The organism is Verrucosispora sp. WMMA2121 (genome assembly GCF_027460185.1).
GTDB classification, from domain to species: Bacteria; Actinomycetota; Actinomycetes; order Mycobacteriales; family Micromonosporaceae; genus Micromonospora; species Micromonospora palythoicola.
The window spans coordinates 4,856,675-4,874,371 of record NZ_JAPZBH010000006.1; the positions used below are offsets into that span (position 1 = coordinate 4,856,675).

Here is a 17,697-nt window from a genome sequence, read left to right on the forward strand (position 1 = left end):
ACCGGGCCCGATGTGAGGCGCGAGCCCGGTCCCGGAGCCGCTGTCGTTCCGGGCTACTTGCTGACGCCGGCGGTGAGGCCGGACTGCACCTGGCGCTGGAAGACGATGTAGACGATGAGCACCGGCAGCATCGCCATGGTGACCCCGGCGAACAGGCCGGACCAGTCGGAGCGGTAGCCCTGGTTGACCGACAGCTCGATCAGGCCCTGGGAGATGACCTGGTTCTTCGGCTCCCCGGCCACCGACTGCATGAGCAGGGTCGGCAGGTACCACTGGTTCCACTGGCCGAGGACGTTGAAGATGCCGATGCTGATCAGGCCCGGCTTGGCCATCGGCAGCATCACGCTGAAGAACAACCGGCTGTGCGAGGCACCGTCGACCATGCCCGCCTCGGCGATCGCGGTCGGCAGGGTACGGAAGAACGAGTGCATGAAGAAGACGGTGAACGCCAGCGACCAGGCCACGTAGACCAGGATCAGCATGAAGTGGCTGTTCGGCCCGAGGAACGGCAGCACCACGCCGGTGTTGTAGACGCCCTTGAACAGCGGCACCGCGGCCAGGTAGATCGGCAGCGTCAGCCCGGACAGGAACATGTAGTAGATCAGCCGGTTGCCCCGGAACTCGTAGCGGGCGAGCACGTAGGCGGCCATCGAGCCGAGCAGCATGGTGAGGAAGACGCTGCCGGTCAGCACCAGGACGGTGTTGAGGAAGAACGACCCGATGTGCCCCTCGGTCCAGGCCCGGGCGAAGTTGTCCCACTGCAACCGCTCGGGGATCAACGACAGCGGCTTGCGGATGACCTCCGAGTCGGTCTTGAGTGCCGACATCACCACCCACAGCAGCGGGTAGACCACCATGATCGCCCAGACGGCGAGGAACAGGTGCGAGAAGCCGTTGAAGAACCTGGCCCCGGCCCGGCCGCCGCCGACGGCGGCGCGCGGTGCCGGCGTACGGCCCGGTGGTGGAGTCTGGTCCGGGCCGGCCAGGCCACCCGGGGTGTGGGTCACCGTGCTCATCGTCCAGGTCTCCTCAATACTCGATCCGCTCACGACGGGTGATCCTCAGCTGGAGAGCGGCCAGCAGGATCGTGAAGATCGCCAGTGCCACGCCCATCGCGCAGGCGTAGCCGAACTGGCCCTTCTGGAAGGCGGTGAAGTTCAGCACCGACGCGAAGATCTCACTGGCGTGGTTCGGGCCGCCCTGGCTGGGCGTCATGACGAACACCAGGGCGTACATGTCCAGGGCGATGAAGCCCAGGTAGACCCAGGCCACCGAGACGGTGTCCCGCAGCAGCGGCAGGGTGATCCGGAAGAAGGTGTGGAACCGGCCGGCACCGTCGAGGATGGCCGCCTCGTAGACGTCCTTCGGGATGGACTGCATGGCCGCGGAGAAGAGCACCATGTAGAAGCCGGCGCCGCTCCAGACCGCGATCAGCAGCAGCCACCACAGCACCGCCGGTACGCCGAGGAAGGGCTCCGGGTCGTACATGAAGGTGATCGGGTCGTCCTCGCTGACCAGCCCGATCTTCATCAGCATGCCGTTGATGAGGCCCTGGCCGTCGGCGCGGTAGATCTGCTGCCACATCACCGCGATGACGACCAGGGACAGCACCTGCGGGAAGAAGAAGATCACCTTGTAGAGCCCGGAGCCGAAGACTCCCCGGATGCCGGCCTTGTCCTCGCGTCCGCCCACGTTGAGCAGGAACGCGAGGAACAGGGCCAGCGCGATGGTGAACAGCGGCACGGTGATCAGGAAGAACACGTTGTGCCAGAACGCCTTCCTGATCAGCTCGTCGGAGAAGAGCCGGAGGTAGTTGTCCAGCCCGACGAACTGCTGCCTGTCGGAGTAACCTCCCCAGTCGGTCAGCGAGTACCCGGCGGCCTGCAGGAAGGGCCACACCACGTAGAAGAGGTACAGCCCGACCGGCAGGGCCAGGAAACCCGTGACGAAACGCGCAACACCGTGCCGCATGGGACTCACTCTTTCCGTTCGGATCAGGCGTCGCGGGTCTGCTTGGTGATCGACGAGTCCTTGGCGACCTTGTCGGCGGCGGCCTGCATCTTGTCGACGAACTGCGCGGCGGTCAGCCGGCCGGCCATCAACTCGGCGGACAGGTTCTGGCTCTCCTTGTCCAGGTCGGCGTAGAAGTTCCAGAGCTTGATCGAAATCAGGTCCGAGCTGGCGTTCTTCATCAGCTCGTTGGCGCTGGCCAGGGCGGCGTCCTGGACGTTGTCGCCGGAGCCCTTGGTGGAGGCCAGCGACTTGGTCAGCTCGGCGAACTTCGCCGAACCGGCCTTGGAGAGCACCGCGCGCAGGAACTCCTTGGCGGCGGCCTTGTTCGGCGCCTTGGCCGGGACGACGATGCCCTCGCCGGCACCGGCGTAGACGTCGTTGGGCGCCTTGTCGGTGGCGCCCAGGCCCCAGTAGTCGGAGATCTTCATCTCGAAGCCCGGCGGGATGGTCGCCGCCATCTCGTTCTTCAGCCAGGTACCGACCTGGATGAACGCGGCCTTGCCGTCGAGCCACGCCTGCTGCGACTGGGTGTGGTCGAGCTTGCCGGGCAGCAGCAGCTTGTCCTTGACCAGCTTCTCCCATGCCTCGAGCGCCGGCAGGACGCCCTCGGCCCGCCAGGCGTTCTCCTTGAGGTTGTCGATGTCGATGACGGCCTGCTTGCCGGCGGACTTCCAGACCGTCGCCATCAGCGCCCAGCGCGGGTAGTAGCCGTGCACGGCGTCGTACACGTACGGGGCCATGCCCTTGGCCTTGATCTTCGGAGCGAGGGCGAAGAAGTCGTCGAAGGTCTTCGGCGGCGTCCAGCCCTCCTTGTCGAACAGCACCGAGTTGTACCAGTTGCCCCAGACCGTGTAGGCCACGTTCACCACGAAGAACTTGCCCTGGTAGGTGCCGTCGCCGACGGTGCCCGGCAGCAGCGTGTCCGCCACGGTGCCCTCGCTGTCCCAGGCGGGCGCGGCGAGCAGGTCGTCCAGCGGCTCGATGGCACCCTCGTTGACCAGGGTGCTGATGTCCATCATGTCGGCGCCGGAGTTCATGACGACGTCGCTGGGCTGCGTCGCCATCTTCGGCTGCTCTTCGGTCTTGATCTTCTGGGTGGAGCTCATGTTGACGGTGACGTTCGGGTACTTGGCGTTGAAGATCGCCTGGTCCTCCTTGGCCCAGGCGTCACCCAACCCACCGTTGAAGATGACCACCTTGACGGCGCTGCCATCCTGCACGCCGAAGGGGTTGTCGTTGCTCTTCTCCCCGGCGCTGTCGTCGTTCTGGCTCGGCGTGCTGCCGGCGCAGGCGCTGAGCAGACCGGCGGCCGGGGTCACCAGGAGGCCCGCGGCCGCCGCGCGGCGCAGCAGGGTCCGGCGGTCGAGATCGGGGGTAACGGACATCGTGTGACTCTCCTTGTGATGTCGGGTCAGGCGGTGCGCCGGAGACGCCCGGCGTACCGCGACTCGAGGGCGAGGTTGTGCTCGTCCCCACCGGGGACGTTGGCGGAGAGGTAGATAGGGGGTACCTCTCCGGCCTGGTGGAACCGTCGTACGACCTCCGCGGTCAGCAGCTGCGCCAGCAGCGCCGAGGTGACCGAGGAGACCGCACAGACCGCGCCGCCGCCCTCGAGCGGCAGCAGTGCGTCGCCGTACGGCGCGCCGTTGTCCAGCACGACGTCGGCGAGATCGACGAGCCGGCGGCCGGAGGGGTGCCGCGGGGACACCCGTCCGGTGTGCTCGACCGAGGTGACCGCGATCAGCGGGTGACCGCGCCCGGTGGCCAGCAGGGCCAGTTCGACCACCGAACCGTTGATGCCGGACTGGGACGCCACCACGAACACGTCCTGCGGCTGGGGTGCGGCGATCGCGTAGAGCTGATGCGCGACGGCGGGGTCGCGCTCCAGTTTGGGGTCGGCGAGCACCTGGCGCGCGGCGTCGCCGTGCAATACCAGGTCGTGCAGGGAGATCCGGTTGGTGGGGACCAGCCCACCGGCCCGGGCGACCAGTTCGGCGGCGAAGACCTCCGAGTGCCCGGCGCCGAACGCCTGCAGCACCCCACCGGCGCGCAGGCTGGTGGCGATCAGGTCGGCGGCCCGGCCCACCGTCTCGGACCCCCGCTCGATCAGCCGGTCGAGAACCGGCCGGACCGCGTCGGCGTACCCCTGGGCGCTGATCATGCGGTGGCCTCCCGCGCGGCCTTGTGCCCGTCGACGGCCTGGGCGGTACGCCGGAAGGCCGCGTGGGCGCGGTCGTGAGTACGTTGGGCGACGGCGATGTAGAGCAGGTCGAGCACGACCAGCTGAGGGTGCCGGGCCGACAGCGCGTCCGGCCGGAACGTGGTGGCCTGGCTGGCGGTGAGCAGCACGATGTCGGCCAGTTCGGCCAGCGGCGACCGGCGGAACCCGGTGAGCGCGATGGTGGTCGCGCCCCGGCTGCCACCCTCGGCGAGCATCTCGATGGCCTCGCGGGTCTGTCCGCTGTGCGAGATGCCCAGCGCGACGTCACCGGGGCGCAGCAACGCGGCGGCGGCCAGCCCGGAGTGCACGTCGTTCCAGGCCCACGCGGCCACGCCGATGCGGTGCAGGCTGAACTGCATCTCCTCGCCGACGAGTGCGCTGCCGCTGGCGCCGAAGATGTTCACCCGCTCGGCGCCGGCGATGGCGACGGCGGCCCGCTCCACCTCGTTCAGGTCGAGCAACGCGGCGGTGTCGTGCATGGCCCGGGTGTCGGCGGCCATGATCTGCTCCAGCACCCGCTCCAGCGGGTCACCGGGCTGGATCTCGCGGCCGATGTCGACGGTCCAGCCGGCCGAGCGGGCCCGGCCGGTCTCGGCGGCGATGCCCAGCCGCAGGTCGGCGTAGCCGTCGAAGCCCATCGCCCGACAGAACCGGGTGACCGTGGCCGGCGACGTGCCGCTGCGTTCGGCCAGTTCGACGATGGTGGCCCGGGCCGCCGCCTCCGGGTCGCTGAGCACGTGCTCGGCGACCCGACGCAGCGCTCCGGTCAGTTCGGCGGCACCGGTGCGGACCCGAGCCAGTGTCCCGTCGGAGGTGACGAGGCCGGCGCGCCGGTCGATCCCGTCGGGGACGACGCCGAGGGCACCCCGTCGATCGATCTCGTCGGCGTCGGCCACCGCGGTGCCCGCGGAGGTGTCCGACTCGTGATCAACCATGGGATGCCTTTCGGAAAAGACTGTTAACTGTTAGTGGTAAAAGTTCTTACTGAAGGCCCCTCCGTGTCAAGACCATGGGCGAAGTTTTCAAACTGTTACCTGGCGCACAGCCCGCCACCGGGCCCGCCCGCTGCCCGACGTCGCTGCCGTGACCAGCATGAACGCGAGCCGGACCAGGAGCCGACGCGGGTGTGCCCGGGCCGGCGCCGCAACCACCCCGACCGCTGCCGGGACTGGCCTACGCTCGAAGGATGCGCCGCCTGGCCCGCCTCGCCGCCCGCACGCCGCCGGACCGGGAGCGCTACCTCGACCTGCTCCGGGCAGTGGCCATCCTCCTGGTGGTCCTCGGCCACTGGGCGATAGCCGCAGTCGAGTACGACGAGAGCGGCCGACCCGACGGGCACTCGGCCCTGACCACGATGCCCTGGGCGTATCCGCTGACCTGGGCGGTCCAGGTCATGCCCGTGTTCTTCCTGGTCGGCGGGTACGCCAACGCCGCCTCGCTGGCCGCCCACCGGCGCCGCGGCGGCGACGCGATCGGATGGCTGCTCGGCCGCAGCGCCCGCCTGCTGCGCCCGACCAGCGCCCTGGTCCTGGTGCTCGCCGGTGGTGCGCTGGTGGCCCGGCTCGGCGGCGCCCAGCCGGACGAGGTTCGCCCGGTCGTCTGGTTCGCCACCATCCCGCTGTGGTTTCTCGCCGCCTACCTGGCCGTGGTGCCGCTGACCCCGGTCATGTACGCGCTGCACCGCCGCCTCGGGCTGCTGGTGCCGCTGACGCTGGTGCTGCTGGTCGCCGCCGGTGACGCCGGCCGGGCCCTCGGACCGGCCAACCTCGCCCTGCCCAGCTACCTGCTCGGCTGGCTCGCCGTCCACCAGCTCGGCTTCGCCTGGTACGACGCCCGCCAGGGACACTGCCGCCGGTCCGGCCCACGCACCCGGTGCCTGCCGATGTCCCGCCGGGCCGCGATCGTCATGCTGCTCGGCGGTCTCGCCGTGGCGGTCCTGCTCACCGGCCCTGGCCCGTACCCGATCAGCATGATCAACCTGCCCGGTCAGCGGTTGGCCAATGCCGCCCCACCCAGCGTGGCACTGCTCGCGGTCGCCACCGCCCAACTCGGGCTGATCCTGCTGCTACGGCAGCGGGCGGAACGGTGGCTGCACCGCGACCGCCCGTGGCAGGCGGTGATCGCGGTCAACTCGGTCGTGCTGACGGTCTTCCTCTGGCACCTGAGCGCGGCCGTACTGCTTGTCGGCGCGCTGCACGGCCTCGGCCTGCTGCCCACCCCGCCGGCCGGAACAGCGACCTGGCTGGCCTGGCGGCTGCCGTGGGTGTTGATGCTGACGGTGGTGCTGGCCGTCCTGGTCGCAATCTTCGGTCCGATCGAGGCGTCCACCGGTCGTCCCCGGCACCTGAGAGCACCGGCCAGGTGGGCGGGTGCCCGTGCCGCGCTCACCGTCGCCGGATTCGTCGCCGTCGGGTACGCCCTGGCGGCCAACGGCGTGGCGGCCAAGACCGCGCCGGAGCCGCTCGGGTGGCCGGTGGCGGCGCTGGTGGCCTACCTGGCCGGTGCGGGCACGCTGCGTCTGCTCAGGTCCGGGTGGGGCAGCCGAGACTGACCGGGTGGCGTCTGCCGTGGCGCCAGGCGGGAAGGTGCAGCGCCACCGCGACCAGCGCGAACCCGGCCCAGCCGGCGACCAGCGCCACCACGATCGAGACGTCCTGGCCCAGGTGGACCCCGACCAGGAACCCGATCAGCGCCAGGCTGTTGCGGGCGAAGTGCCGGCAGAAGGCCGGCAGGTCCCGCCGCACCTCGACCGCCACCAGCACCCCGGCGTACGGGAAGGTCACCACCAGTCCCCGCAGCACCTGGCCGAGCAGCCCGGTCAGCACCGCACCAGCGAGGACCAGCAGCAGCCGGGCCACCACCGGCAACCGCGCCGGGCCAGCCGGATCGGCCGGATCGGCCGGGCCAGCCGGGCCAGCCGGATCGGCCGGGCCAGCCGGATCGGCCGGCTGTCCGGGCCTTGGAAGGCGGTGCAGCACCAGCATGGTGAGCAGCCAGCAGGCGGCCGTGGCGGCCAGTGTCGGCCCGAACGGCAGCGTGATCGGACGCAGCGCCGCCGCGATCGCGAGGTAGCCGGCGACACCCGCCAGGTCGGCCAGCAGGATCGGCCACCGGCAACGGTGATGGGTCAGTGCCACGACGCCGAAGAACAGGTTGAGCCCGACCACCCCGACGAGTTGCGCGCCGTCGACGGGAAGACCCGTGGCCAGCAGCGCGGCGGTCATGGGCAGGGGCAACGCGGCCACGAGGGCCCGCCACCGGACCGGACGGATCAGGGTCACCGCCCAGACCACCGCGGTCACCAGCAGTACGCCCTGGACGGTCACCGTGCGTCAGGTATCGAAGGAGGCCCGGCTGAGGCACGCCTGGAACGTCTCGTCGGTCCAGGCGAGGTCGGCGGCGTTGACCGAGAACCGGTTCTCGTTGATCTCGCCGTGCGCGCTCATGCCGGCCGTCCAGCACGCGGTGCCGTCCCAGCGGATCAGGTTGACGTGCAGGTCGGCCGGGACCGCGCCGGTCGACAGCAGACCCACCCGGACACCCGCCCGACGCTGCGTCGCCACCAGGTCCGCCAACTCGTCGGAGAACTCGGCGTAGGTGAAGATCCGGGTGATCTCCACTCCCCGGGCGAGTGCGGCGAGGTTCTCCGACCAGTACCGCCGGCCGATGTCACCGCTCCACCAGGCCAGTCGAGGCAACACGTTGGTCAGCGCCTCCAACCGCCGTACGCAGTCCCGGGTGGCACCCAGCATGTCCTGGTAGTCCGTGCCCGGCCGGATGATGCGTCCCTGCCGGAGCTGCGCGAGGTCGGCCTGGAACCGCTCGAACCGGCGCTGGGCCTCCTCGGCGACCCGGGTGCCCGGATGCCGGTCGACCGCCTCGGTGGCGGCGGTGGCGACTTCCGGCACCGCCCGCACCAGCCAGTGCGGTCCGGCCAGCAGCGACCGCAGGTGGAACCGACGCTCGGCCCGGGCGATGGAGTCCACGAGCAACGAGATGGTGATGCCCATCAGACCGGCCAGCAACGACTCCACTCCGGTGGCGGCGCCGGTCAGGTCGAGCGTCACGGAGAGCGAGATCGACAGGGCGACACCGACCAGCGCGACCGGGTCGGTGTGCGCCATCAGCCGCGCGACGCCGACCGCGTGCGCACGGGGGCCGGTACGCGGACGACGCAGCAGTTGAACCACCAACCACCTCCGGGAACCGACTCCCGTCAGCGTAAAACCCCCCAACCACACCCCCGCCGACCCCGCCCGACCCCCACCTCAGCAAGGTTGATCATGAAGTTATTGCCCGAGAATCCGACAAAAGGTGGCAACAACTTCATGATCAACGGGATGGGAGGGAGGGTGGGTGGGTTAGGCGGGGGCGGTGGTGCGGATGGCTTCGGCGAAGACCTCGGAGCGGTGCTCGAAGTTGCGGAAACGGCCGTAGCTGGGCGCGGCGGGCGAGAGCAGCACGACGCCGCCGGCCGGGGTGACCTGCCGGGCCAGTTGGACCGCCTCGGCGAGATCGTCGACCAGTTCGGTGCGTACCTTCGGCAGCCCGTCGAGCGCCCCGATGATCCGCGGGCCGCTGTCCGGGATGCCGATCACGGTCAGTTCCCGCTCGGCCAGGTGCTCGCGCAGGGGCGTGTAGTCGACCCCTCGGTCGTTGCCGCCGACGATCACGGTCAACGGCCGCCCGTCGTAGGCGTCGATGGCGTGGATGGCCGCGTACGGGCTGGTGGCGAGGGTGTCGTCGACGAAGGTCAGGCCGGACGGGTCGGCGATCTCGGTCAGCCGGTGGGCCAGCCCCTGGAACTCGGCGACCGCCACGGCGAGGGCGTCCTTGCGGTCGACCAGGTCGATGCCCAACGCGTCGAGCACGGCCAGGGCAACACAGAGGTTGCCCTCGTTGTGCCGACCGACGAGCGGCAGCACCGCCCGGGGAAAGAGTGGCTGGTCGACCCGGTGGAACCAGGGCGCACCGTCCGGGCCGGTGGCAACGTTCACCGAGTCGGCGGTGCCGGCGCGTACCGCCGCGCGGTCACCCAACTCGAACGCCAGCCGGGGGTCCGCGCCGTTGACCACCACGGTGCGTGGCCCGTACGCGAGCAGGTTGAGCTTGTCCCGGTAGTACTCCCGTTCCCCGCCGTGCGCGTCGAGATGCTCGGGGAACAGTGCGGTGACCACCGCCACCCGGGGCGAGTCGGTCAGGTCGCTGCACTGGTAGCTGGACAGCTCCAGCACGTACAGCTCCGCCTCCGGCAGGTCCAGCGTCGGTACGCCGATGTTGCCGCCGAAGACGTTCGGCCGGTCGACCGCGGTCAGCAGGTGGCTGATCAGGCTGGACGTGGTGCTCTTGCCCTTGCTGCCGGTCACCCCGATGGTGCGGTCGCCGTGGTCGGCCATCCACAGCGAGGTGCCCTGGGTGACCGTCGCGCCCTGGCGGCGCAGCTCCATCAGCCAGGGGTGCGTCTGCGGCACACCCGGCGACCGGACCACCACGTCGGCGGCGGCCAGCCGGGCGAAGCCCTCGTCGCCGGTGACCAGCGGGGCGGCCTCCGCCAACGGGCCGTCCCAGGGCAGCGTCAGGAAGTTCGCGCTGTCGTCGACGGCAACGAGGTCGGCGGGACCGTGGGCGGCGATGGCCGTCACCGCGGCCCGCCCCTCCCGGCCGGCCCCCCAGACGGCGACTTTACGTCCGCGCAGGTCAGACAGGCGCACAGGCTCTCCTCGGGTACGACGGCGGTAGGGCGCGGTCCGGCCGAGCCGGGCACGACCGGACGAACCAGGGCCTAGTATGGCGTGTGCTCAACACGCAGCTGGCGCGGATGGACGCGTTCACCTTCCCGTCCTACTCGATCGACCTGTCCACCGGCGAGGTGTTGCTCGACTACGCCCTGACCGGACCTGACGGCGAGCAACGGTTCACCGAGGTGGTCACGTTGCCGGTGCCGGCGGAGTCCCCGTCGGACGCCGCCGTGGCGGCGCTGGGCCGGGTGCTGGAGCTGCTGCACGTGGTGGCCGGGGTCAGCTACTACAAGACGGCCGCGCCGGGGCAGCTGGTGCTGCCGGCACCGCTCGGCCCGGCCGCCGTCGAGTTCGTCACGGCCGTCTACACCAAGGGCCTCGCCGAGTACGCGTACCGCAACCAACTGCCGCACGTGCTGGAGCTGACCCCGCGCGTGCCCGACGGACGGGTCAAGCCGGCAGCCGAGTACGACAACTCCGACCGGCGTCCGCTGTCAGCGGTCGGCGGCGGCAAGGACTCGATCGTCAGCCTGGAGGCGCTGCGTCGGGCCGGCCTCGACCCGGTGCCCTTCTCGGTCAACCCGAACCACGTGATCAACGCGGTGAACGCGGCGTCGGGGCTGCCCGCCCTCGCGGCCCGGCGGCGCATCGACCCGGTGCTGTTCGAGCTGAACGCGGCCGGGGCCCGCAACGGCCACATCCCGGTCACCGCGATCAACTCGCTGATCGCGGTCGCCACGGCGGTGCTGCACGGCCTGGGTCCGGTGGTGATGTCCAACGAGCGGTCGGCGTCGGACCCGAACCTGATCTGGAACGGTCACGAGATCAACCACCAGTGGTCCAAGGGCATCGAGGCCGAGGGACTGCTGCGGGCGGCCCTCGCGGAGCACGCCGGGCTGGCCGAGCCGTACTTCTCGCTGCTGCGCCCGCTGTCCGAGCTGCACATCGCCCGGCTGTTCGCCGGCATCGACCGCTACGACGACGTGGTCACCAGCTGCAACGCCGCGTTCAAGCTCCGCGACGCCAGTGAGCGGTGGTGCCGCGACTGCCCCAAGTGCCGCTTCGTCTTCCTGGCCCTGGCTCCGTTCATGCCCCGCGAGCGGATCACCCGTATCTTCGGCGGTGACCTGCTCGCCGACTCCGCGCAGATTCCCGGTTACCGCGAGCTGCTGGGCATCGACGGGCACAAGCCGTTCGAGTGCGTCGGCGAGGTGGAGGAGTCGGTGGTCGCGCTGAGCCTGCTCGCCCAGCAGCCCGACTGGCGCGACACCCCCGTGGTGGCCGCCCTGGTCGCCGCCGTCCCCGACAGCGCCTGGACGACGGCCGCCACCTCCGACACCTTCACCCCCGCCGCCGCCGACCACCACATCCCCCCCACCTACCAGAAAACCCTCCAAACCCTCACCCCCTAACCACCCCCACCCCCACCCCCACCCGCATCGTTGATCAAGAAGTTTTGGTCTTCAGGAAGATCGAAAATGACGCAAACTTCTTGATCAACGCCGAAGAGGGAGGGTGGTCAGGGGGTGCGGATGGCGTCCAGGGCCAGGAGGGCCACGTGGAGGGAGAGGCAGGCGTCGACCGAGTCGAGGTCGACGTCGAGGACCCGGCCGATCCGGGCCAGCCGCTCGTAGAACGCCGGGCGGGACAGGTGGGCGGCGGACGCCGCCGCCGACTTGTTCCGGCCCTGCTCCAGGTAGGCGCGCAGGGTACCGAGCAACTGCTCCCGAGGATGCTGCGCGTCGTAGGCGAGTAGTGCGCCGAGCTGCCGTTCGACGAAGGTCTGCACCCGGGGCTCGTCCCGCAGCAGGTGCAGCAGTCCGGCCAGCCCGACGTGCGGCAGCCGGAAGATCGGCAGGTCACGCCGGTCCCGGCGGGCCGCGTCGGCGACCTGACGGGCCTCGATCAGTGACCGGCGCGCCTCCCGCAGGCTGCCTACCCCGGATCCGGCGGCGATCAGCAGCCCGGCGACGGACCGTCGGCCGGCACTAAGCGCCAACGCGTCATCGGCACGGCTGGACGCTCCGGAGCGCCCCAGCGGGTCGGTACGCCCGGGCGGGTCGGGGCGGGTCCGGCGCAGCGCGGCGGCGAAGGCGGACAGCGACCGCTCCTCCGCCGCCGCATCGGGCAGGGCGAGCAGGACACCCACCGTCTGGTCGTCCAGGGCGCTCGTGAGCCCGGTCAGCCCGGCCTCGCGCAGCGCCTGTCCAGCGGCTTCGGCGAGGTCACGCAACCGGGCCGGCCCGGTGTCGGCGTGGTCGAGCACCTCGCCGGGGTGTCCCGGCTCGGTGCGCGGTCCGCTGCCCGCCGGTTGCCGGTGGGGCACGGTCTCCGCACCGCCGTCGTCGGCCCGGTGCCGGACCACCACGCCGACGAGCAGACGACGTTCCAGCACCACCCCGAGCGCCCGGGCCCGCAGGGCCACCTCGTCCACCGGCCAGGAGTGATCGAGCAGGGCGGTGAGCAGGGTCCGGTGCAGTTGGCGTTCCAGCCCTTCGGCGTCGCGTCGGATCAGCCGACCGAGGGCCAGCGTCGAGGCCGCCCGCTCCACCAGAATGGTCAGCCTGGTCGGCGGCGCCGACAACGAGCCGCCACCTCCGGCCGGAAGCGCGTCGGCCCGTCCAACGGCCGACACCGAGGCCGACCGCCCACCAGCCGACGCCGAGGCCGACCGCGAACCAGCCGGGGACGAGGCCGACCGCGAACCAGCCGACGCCGGAGCGGACCGCCCATCGGCCGGCGTCGGCAACGGCTGCCCGCCGGCCAGGTCGTCACCGGGCGGCCAGCGCAGCAGCAGCCGCCCCCAGTCCTGCCCCCGGGCGCCCACCATGGTGACCAGCCAGCCTCGGTCCGGGTCGTACGCCGTGCGCCCCTCGGGCCGGATCCGCCGTGAGTGCTGCTCCCACCCGTCCAGCAGCAGCTCGGCGTTCTCCCCCGCCGGGTCGTACGCCAGCACCTGGCGGGACAGGTTCTCCAACACCACCGGGCAGCCGGACAGCTCGGCCGCCTGCCGGACCACCTCGCCCGGGTCCGCCCCCTCCACCGACAGCTCGGTGAACCGCTGGTGGATCTCCTCGGTGGCCCGCAGCTCGGTGAGCTGGGCGTCCACGATCAGGGCGTGCACCGCCTCGGTGATCCGCACGAACGGGGTGGCCCGGCGCAGCTCCACCAACGGCAGCCCGTGACGTTCGGCGGCGGCCACCATCACCCGGGGTACGCCGTCGAGGTAGCGCCGACCCAGCTCGACCACCAGTCCGGAGACGCCGACGCCGGCCAGGTCACCGATGAAGGCCCGCAGCCCGGTGTCGTCGCCGGGCAGCCCGATACCCGTGGTGAGCACCAGCTCGCCGCCGCCGAGCAGGGTGGCGATGTCGGGTACCTCGGCGACGTGCACCCAGCGCACCCGACGGTCCAGCCCGCCCTCCCCCGCGACCAGGCGCGGCGCGCCGTGGCGGACCGGGTCCAGGGCGAGGACCTCACGCACGGTAGGGAACACCCGCGACACGCTACCGTCCGTGACGCGTGAGGGGGCTTGGCGGTGCCTCAGAGCGGGTCGTCGCGGCCCAGTTCCCAGCAGGCCACGGCGGTGGCGGCGGCGACGTTCAGCGAGTCCACGCCACGGCGCATCGGGATCACCACCCGGGCGTCGCTGGCGGCCATCGCCGTGTCGGTCAGCCCGGCGCCCTCGGCGCCGAGCAGCAGCGCGGCCCGGGACCGCTGGGCCGGGGCCAGTCGCTGGATGGGCACCGCGTCCGGTGCCGGCGTCATAGCCAGCACGGTGAACCCGGCGGCCCGCACGTCGGCCAGCGCCGCCGGCCAGGGTTCCAGCTTCGCGTACGGCACGGCGAAGACCTCACCCATGCTGACCCGTACGCTGCGCCGGTAGAGCGGGTCGGCGCAGGTCGGCGAGAGCAGCACGGCGTCCACCCCCAGCCCCGCCACCGCCCGGAAGATCGCGCCCAGGTTCGTGTGGTTGTTGACGTCTTCGAGGATCACCACGCGGCCGGCGGTGGCGAGCACCTCACCGGCGGCCGGCAGTGGTTTGCGCCGGAACGAGGCGAGCACGCCCCGGTGCACGTGGAATCCGGTGGCCTCGCGCAGCACGTCGGGGGTGGCGGCGTACACCGGGGCGTCGCCGGTGTCGAGGTCGGCCAGTTGGTCGACCCGCTTGGCGTCGACGAGGAAGGACCGAGCCGGGTAACCGGCCCGCAGCGCCCGCCGTAGCACCAGCTCACCCTCGGCGATGAACAGGCCGTGCGGCGGCTCCCAGCGGGTACGCAGCTCGACGTCGGTGAGCGCCCGGTAGTCGGCGATCCGCTCGTCGTCGGGCTCGGTGATCAGGTGGACGGGCACCCGCCGATTCTGCCGGACTACCCCCGACGCCAGACATCGCAGGTGCCGACGGTACGCCGGCAGCCGCGATGTGACCGTCCGGCAGAATCGGCGGGAGAATTACTTCATGGTGGCGATCTGGATCAGGTTGCCGCAGGTGTCGTCGAGCACGGCGGTGACCACCGGGCCCATATCGGTCGCCTCCTGGGTGAACTCGACGCCCAGTCCCTTGAGGCGCTCGACCTCGGCGTACACGTCGTCGACGGCGAACGAGGTGACCGGAATGCCGTCGGCGACCAGGGCCTGTCGGTACGGACCCACCGCCGGGTGCGCGTCCGGTTCCAGCAGCAGCTCGACGCCGTCGGGGTCGGCCGGCGAGACGACGGTCAGCCAGCGGTATTCGCCGGCGGGCATGTCGTGCTTCTTGGCGAATCCCAGCTTCTCGGTGTAGAAGGCGAGCGCCTTTGCCTGGTCGTCGACGAACACGCTGGTGACATGGATACGGATCATGGATCTGGTGCCTCTCGGTCGATGGGCCACCGCTCGACGATCGAGCGCAGCGGACTGGTGTCGATGTGGTGGAACTTGTAGCGGCCTTGTCGCCGGGTACGGACCAGACCGGCCTGTTCGAGCACCGCGAGATGCTGGGAGATCGCCTGGCGTGACGAGGTCAGGTTGTGCTTCATGGTCAGCCGGCTGCAGATCTCGAAGAGCGTCTGACCGTCCCGGTCGATCAACTCGTCCAGGATCGTGCGTCGCGTCGCGTCACCGATGGCCTTGAACAGGTCAGGGTCGGCGTCCACAGGCACAGTTATAGGCAAGTGGCCACTTGCCTGTCAAGCGGACCCGGCGCCGATGATCCAACCGGGTGGGACGTGGTCGGTGAGCCAGACGCCGTTGACGGCCCGGTAGAAGACGAACCCGTGACGGTGCATGCCGGCCGCGTCGATGCTCAGCACCACCGGGACACCGCGTCGGGCGCCGACCGTGGCGGCGGTCCCCCGGTCCACCGACAGGTGGACGTGGGTACGACCGCGTGGTCGCAGCCCCTCCGCACGGATACCGGGCAGGTAGCGGGCCACCGTGCCGTGGTAGAGCAGCGACGGCGGTGCCACGGGATCGAGCCGCAGGTCGACGCGGATCGAGTGGCCCTGCGCGGCCCGGATCCGCCCGGCGCGCAGCTCGAACCGCCGCTTGTCGGTACCGGCGACCAGCTCGGCCAGCACCTGCCGGCTGACCGGACGACCGTGCCGGGCGAGCGCGGCGAGCAGCACGTCCACCTCGACCCACCCGCCCTCGTCGAGGGTGAGTTCGACGACGTCCGGACGATGACGCAGCACGTACGCGAGGAACCTGCTGGCAGCGGTGAGTCGGCCAGTCACCGTTCCGTGCCGAACTGGTCGAGCAGGTCCCGCACCACGGGCCGTCGAGCCGGCCGCCAGGCGGCCCAGTAGCGGATCCGCGGCAGGCCGTGGATCGGGACGGCACGCAGACCGTCGGGCAGCCCGACACATCCGTTGACCACGGTGGCGCCGACCCCCAACGCGGCCAGGTGCACCAGCAGATCCCAGCCGTCGACCTCGGCGGCGACCTGCCAACGCACGCCCGCGTCGAGCAGGGCACGGTCCAGCGCCCTGCGATGCGGGCGCCCGGCCGGCGGTACGACGAGATCCAGGCCGTCGAGATCACTCAGCCGGACCTGCCGGCGCGTGGCGAGCGGGTGCTCGGCACCGAGTACGAGCACCTGCCCGTAGGCGGCGATCTGTCGCGCCTCGACCTGCCGGCCGGGCGGATCGTGGGCGACCACGGCCAGGTCGGCCCGGCCGCTGGTGACGGCGGCGAGGGCGGCGTCCCGGTCAGCGGTGATCACGTGGACCCGGCGACCCTGGCGGCCGACCCGTTCGATCGATTCGCCGATCACCCACCGCAGCGCGCCCCGGCCGGCCGCGATGGTGAGCGCCGGCGCGGTCTCGTGGTCCAGCTCGCGCAGGAACTCCTCGGCCCGGCGGCGCGAGTCCAGCGCGTACGCGGCGAGGCGGTCACCGGCGGCCGTCAGCGTCAGCCGGCGACCGTCACGCTCGTACAGCTCGATGCCGAGCGCGGTGGCCAGCTTGCGGATCTTCACGTGCAGGGACGGCTGGCTGATGTGCAGCTCCCGCGCGGCGGTGGTGAAGTTGCGGTGCTGGGCGAAGACAGCGAACGAGCGCAGCGCGTCGGCTTCCAGCAGGTCCCGCCCGTCCATAGCCGGCAACTATAGCGGGCATGGCAAACAATAGTTCCGGATGGCAGTGAGAGCGCCGCATCCTGAGCGGCATGACAAAGATCCTCCCCCGCCTCGGCATCGACATCGGCCGGGTCGTCATCGACGGTCCGGCCCATCCGGGCGGCGGTGACACCGCCTTCTTCAGCGGGGACGAGGCGACCATGCTGGCCACCCCCGAGGTGCCCGGTGCCGTCGAGACCATCGCCCGCCTCGTCCCCCTGTTCGACGGCCGGGTGTGGCTGGTGTCCAAGTGCGGTCCGCGCGTCCAGGCCCGTACCCTGCGCTGGCTCGCCGGCCACGACTTCCACCGGCGCAGCGGCGTCCCCCACGACCACGTCCGGTTCTGCCGGGCGCGGGCCGACAAGCGCGCCCACTGCCTCGACCTCGCCCTCACCCATTTCGTCGACGACCATCCCGAGGTGCACGCCGCCATCCGGGGCACCGTCGCCCACCAGTACTTCTTCGGACCCCAGCGCCGACCGGTGCCCGCCTACGGCCGACCGACACCCACCTGGGCCGATGTGGAGCGACACGTCGTCGCTTCGCTGCGCACCAACGCGGCCCGCCGGTGAGACACCACCGGCGCGTCAGGTCGGCGGGCCGGCCGACAGATCGCAGGCCGCCGGCGCGTCAGGTCGGCGGGTCGACCGCAGACCGACGGCGCGTCACGCTGGCGGGTCGACCGCAGGCCACCGGCGCGTCAGGTCGGCAGGTTACCGGCACGTCAGGCCGACGGGTCGGTCGCGGGCCGCCGGCGCGCCCAGGCGAGGAACCGGTCGAACAGCGCCGCCGGCGCGGGAGCATCGCGGGCGTTGAGGTGGTACAGGTCTCGCATGGCCTCGTGCATCAGGCCGGCGAGGTAGATCGACAGGCCGGGGCGGTCACCGTCGTACTCCGCTCGCAGGCGTAGTCGCGCCGGGCCGCACGGCCACGGCTGCCCGCAGGTCCGGCAGCACCACATCGGTCGCAGCGGGGTGTGTGGGGCGTCGCCGCCGCTCGCGACGGCGCGGGACGGCACGGTGCCGGATCGGGGCCGCCCCCGGCACGGGGGAAGCGGGGACGGCCCCGGCGCAGGATCCGCCCCAGCTCTGCCCGGCGTGAAGCGGATCCGCATGCGTGACAGTCTGCTG

The 17,697-nt window shown here is 71.4% G+C and carries 18 protein-coding genes; 3 read left to right on the plus strand and 15 right to left on the minus strand.

Features of this window, described 5'->3' with window-relative positions:
- Positions 1-53 precede the first annotated feature (53 nt).
- From O7605_RS30620 to O7605_RS30640, 5 genes are read right to left on the minus strand one after another with little or no spacing between them, the layout of a single operon-like run.
- Positions 54-1,016 (minus strand): carbohydrate ABC transporter permease, encoded by a 963-nt coding sequence (locus O7605_RS30620; RefSeq protein WP_269742788.1) that lies wholly within the window; start codon positions 1,014-1,016, stop codon positions 54-56.
- A 13-nt stretch (positions 1,017-1,029) separates the two neighbouring features.
- Complete coding sequence (locus O7605_RS30625) at positions 1,030-1,971, minus strand: carbohydrate ABC transporter permease (protein WP_093407322.1); 942 nt, start codon at positions 1,969-1,971, stop codon at positions 1,030-1,032.
- 23 nt (positions 1,972-1,994) lie between these two features.
- Complete coding sequence (gene ngcE, locus O7605_RS30630) at positions 1,995-3,398, minus strand: N-acetylglucosamine/diacetylchitobiose ABC transporter substrate-binding protein (RefSeq protein ID WP_210828372.1); 1,404 nt, start codon at positions 3,396-3,398, stop codon at positions 1,995-1,997.
- Positions 3,399-3,424: 26 nt separating this feature from the next.
- Positions 3,425-4,174, minus strand: a complete 750-nt coding sequence (locus O7605_RS30635) for an SIS domain-containing protein (protein WP_269742440.1) — start codon at positions 4,172-4,174, stop codon at positions 3,425-3,427.
- A complete protein-coding gene (locus O7605_RS30640; protein WP_269742441.1) occupies positions 4,171-5,169 on the minus strand; it encodes a MurR/RpiR family transcriptional regulator in 999 nt (332 codons plus the stop codon). The genes O7605_RS30635 and O7605_RS30640 overlap by 4 nt, the downstream gene beginning before the upstream one ends.
- Positions 5,170-5,420: 251 nt before the next feature.
- Between O7605_RS30640 and O7605_RS30645 the strand changes: the two genes are divergently transcribed.
- Positions 5,421-6,785, plus strand: a complete 1,365-nt coding sequence (locus tag O7605_RS30645; protein ID WP_269742442.1) for an acyltransferase family protein — start codon at positions 5,421-5,423, stop codon at positions 6,783-6,785.
- On the opposite strand, the gene O7605_RS30650 is transcribed toward O7605_RS30645, so the two are convergent.
- From O7605_RS30650 to murD, 3 genes are all read right to left on the minus strand, one after another.
- A complete protein-coding gene (locus tag O7605_RS30650) occupies positions 6,757-7,560 on the minus strand; it encodes a hypothetical protein (RefSeq protein WP_269742443.1) in 804 nt (267 codons plus the stop codon). The two genes, O7605_RS30645 and O7605_RS30650, sit on opposite strands and share 29 nt — an antisense overlap.
- Before the next feature lie 6 nt (positions 7,561-7,566).
- Positions 7,567-8,424 (minus strand): hypothetical protein, encoded by an 858-nt coding sequence (locus O7605_RS30655; RefSeq protein ID WP_269742444.1) that lies wholly within the window; start codon positions 8,422-8,424, stop codon positions 7,567-7,569.
- Between the two features lie 171 nt (positions 8,425-8,595).
- Positions 8,596-9,945, minus strand: a complete 1,350-nt coding sequence (murD, locus tag O7605_RS30660; RefSeq protein ID WP_269742445.1) for a UDP-N-acetylmuramoyl-L-alanine--D-glutamate ligase — start codon at positions 9,943-9,945, stop codon at positions 8,596-8,598.
- A gap of 83 nt (positions 9,946-10,028) precedes the next feature.
- On the opposite strand from murD, the gene O7605_RS30665 reads away from it, so the two are divergent.
- Positions 10,029-11,384 carry a hypothetical protein gene (locus tag O7605_RS30665; protein ID WP_269742446.1) on the plus strand — a complete coding sequence of 452 codons (1,356 nt, stop codon included), beginning with the start codon at positions 10,029-10,031 and terminating at the stop codon, positions 11,382-11,384.
- Positions 11,385-11,491: 107 nt separating this feature from the next.
- Here O7605_RS30665 and O7605_RS32240 read toward each other — a convergent pair whose 3' ends face one another.
- The 6 genes from O7605_RS32240 to O7605_RS30695 are packed head-to-tail and all read right to left on the minus strand — an operon-like array spanning position 11,492 to position 16,546.
- A complete protein-coding gene (locus O7605_RS32240; protein ID WP_269742447.1) occupies positions 11,492-13,468 on the minus strand; it encodes a PucR family transcriptional regulator in 1,977 nt (658 codons plus the stop codon).
- Between the two features lie 47 nt (positions 13,469-13,515).
- Positions 13,516-14,388 (minus strand): TrmH family RNA methyltransferase, encoded by an 873-nt coding sequence (locus tag O7605_RS30675; protein WP_269742789.1) that lies wholly within the window; start codon positions 14,386-14,388, stop codon positions 13,516-13,518.
- 36 nt (positions 14,389-14,424) lie between these two features.
- A complete protein-coding gene (locus O7605_RS30680; protein WP_269742790.1) occupies positions 14,425-14,811 on the minus strand; it encodes a VOC family protein in 387 nt (128 codons plus the stop codon).
- On the minus strand, positions 14,811-15,107 hold the full coding sequence (locus O7605_RS30685) for an ArsR/SmtB family transcription factor (protein WP_443083976.1): 297 nt from the start codon (positions 15,105-15,107) through the stop codon (positions 14,811-14,813). Before O7605_RS30685 ends, O7605_RS30680 begins: the two co-directional genes overlap by 1 nt.
- Positions 15,108-15,140: 33 nt before the next feature.
- The gene (locus O7605_RS30690; RefSeq protein ID WP_269742449.1) at positions 15,141-15,686 is read right to left on the minus strand and encodes an RNA 2'-phosphotransferase; all 546 of its coding nucleotides are present in this window, start codon (positions 15,684-15,686) and stop codon (positions 15,141-15,143) included.
- Positions 15,683-16,546: a LysR family transcriptional regulator gene (locus O7605_RS30695; protein ID WP_269742450.1), complete on the minus strand. Its 864-nt coding sequence runs from the start codon at positions 16,544-16,546 to the stop codon at positions 15,683-15,685. The genes O7605_RS30690 and O7605_RS30695 overlap by 4 nt, the downstream gene beginning before the upstream one ends.
- A 71-nt stretch (positions 16,547-16,617) precedes the next feature.
- Here O7605_RS30695 and O7605_RS30700 point away from each other — a divergent pair, with 71 nt between their 5' ends.
- Positions 16,618-17,139 (plus strand): hypothetical protein, encoded by a 522-nt coding sequence (locus O7605_RS30700; RefSeq protein WP_269742451.1) that lies wholly within the window; start codon positions 16,618-16,620, stop codon positions 17,137-17,139.
- A 152-nt stretch (positions 17,140-17,291) separates the two neighbouring features.
- On the opposite strand, the gene O7605_RS30705 is transcribed toward O7605_RS30700, so the two are convergent.
- Positions 17,292-17,585, minus strand: coding sequence for a hypothetical protein (locus tag O7605_RS30705; protein ID WP_269742452.1), 294 nt, complete (start codon positions 17,583-17,585; stop codon positions 17,292-17,294).
- Positions 17,586-17,697: the final 112 nt, after the last annotated feature.

Excerpts from the sequence above, each read along its gene's own strand:
- O7605_RS30620 (WP_269742788.1), bottom strand. The coding sequence starts at position 1,016 with ATGAGCACGGTGACCCACACCCCGGGTGGCCTGGCCGGCCCGGACCAG.
- O7605_RS30625 (WP_093407322.1), bottom strand. The coding sequence starts at position 1,971 with ATGCGGCACGGTGTTGCGCGTTTCGTCACGGGTTTCCTGGCCCTGCCG.
- ngcE (WP_210828372.1), bottom strand. The coding sequence starts at position 3,398 with ATGTCCGTTACCCCCGATCTCGACCGCCGGACCCTGCTGCGCCGCGCG.
- O7605_RS30635 (WP_269742440.1), bottom strand. The coding sequence starts at position 4,174 with ATGATCAGCGCCCAGGGGTACGCCGACGCGGTCCGGCCGGTTCTCGAC.
- O7605_RS30640 (WP_269742441.1), bottom strand. The coding sequence starts at position 5,169 with ATGGTTGATCACGAGTCGGACACCTCCGCGGGCACCGCGGTGGCCGAC.
- O7605_RS30645 (WP_269742442.1), top strand. The coding sequence starts at position 5,421 with ATGCGCCGCCTGGCCCGCCTCGCCGCCCGCACGCCGCCGGACCGGGAG.
- O7605_RS30695 (WP_269742450.1), bottom strand. The coding sequence starts at position 16,546 with ATGGACGGGCGGGACCTGCTGGAAGCCGACGCGCTGCGCTCGTTCGCT.
- O7605_RS30700 (WP_269742451.1), top strand. The coding sequence starts at position 16,618 with ATGACAAAGATCCTCCCCCGCCTCGGCATCGACATCGGCCGGGTCGTC.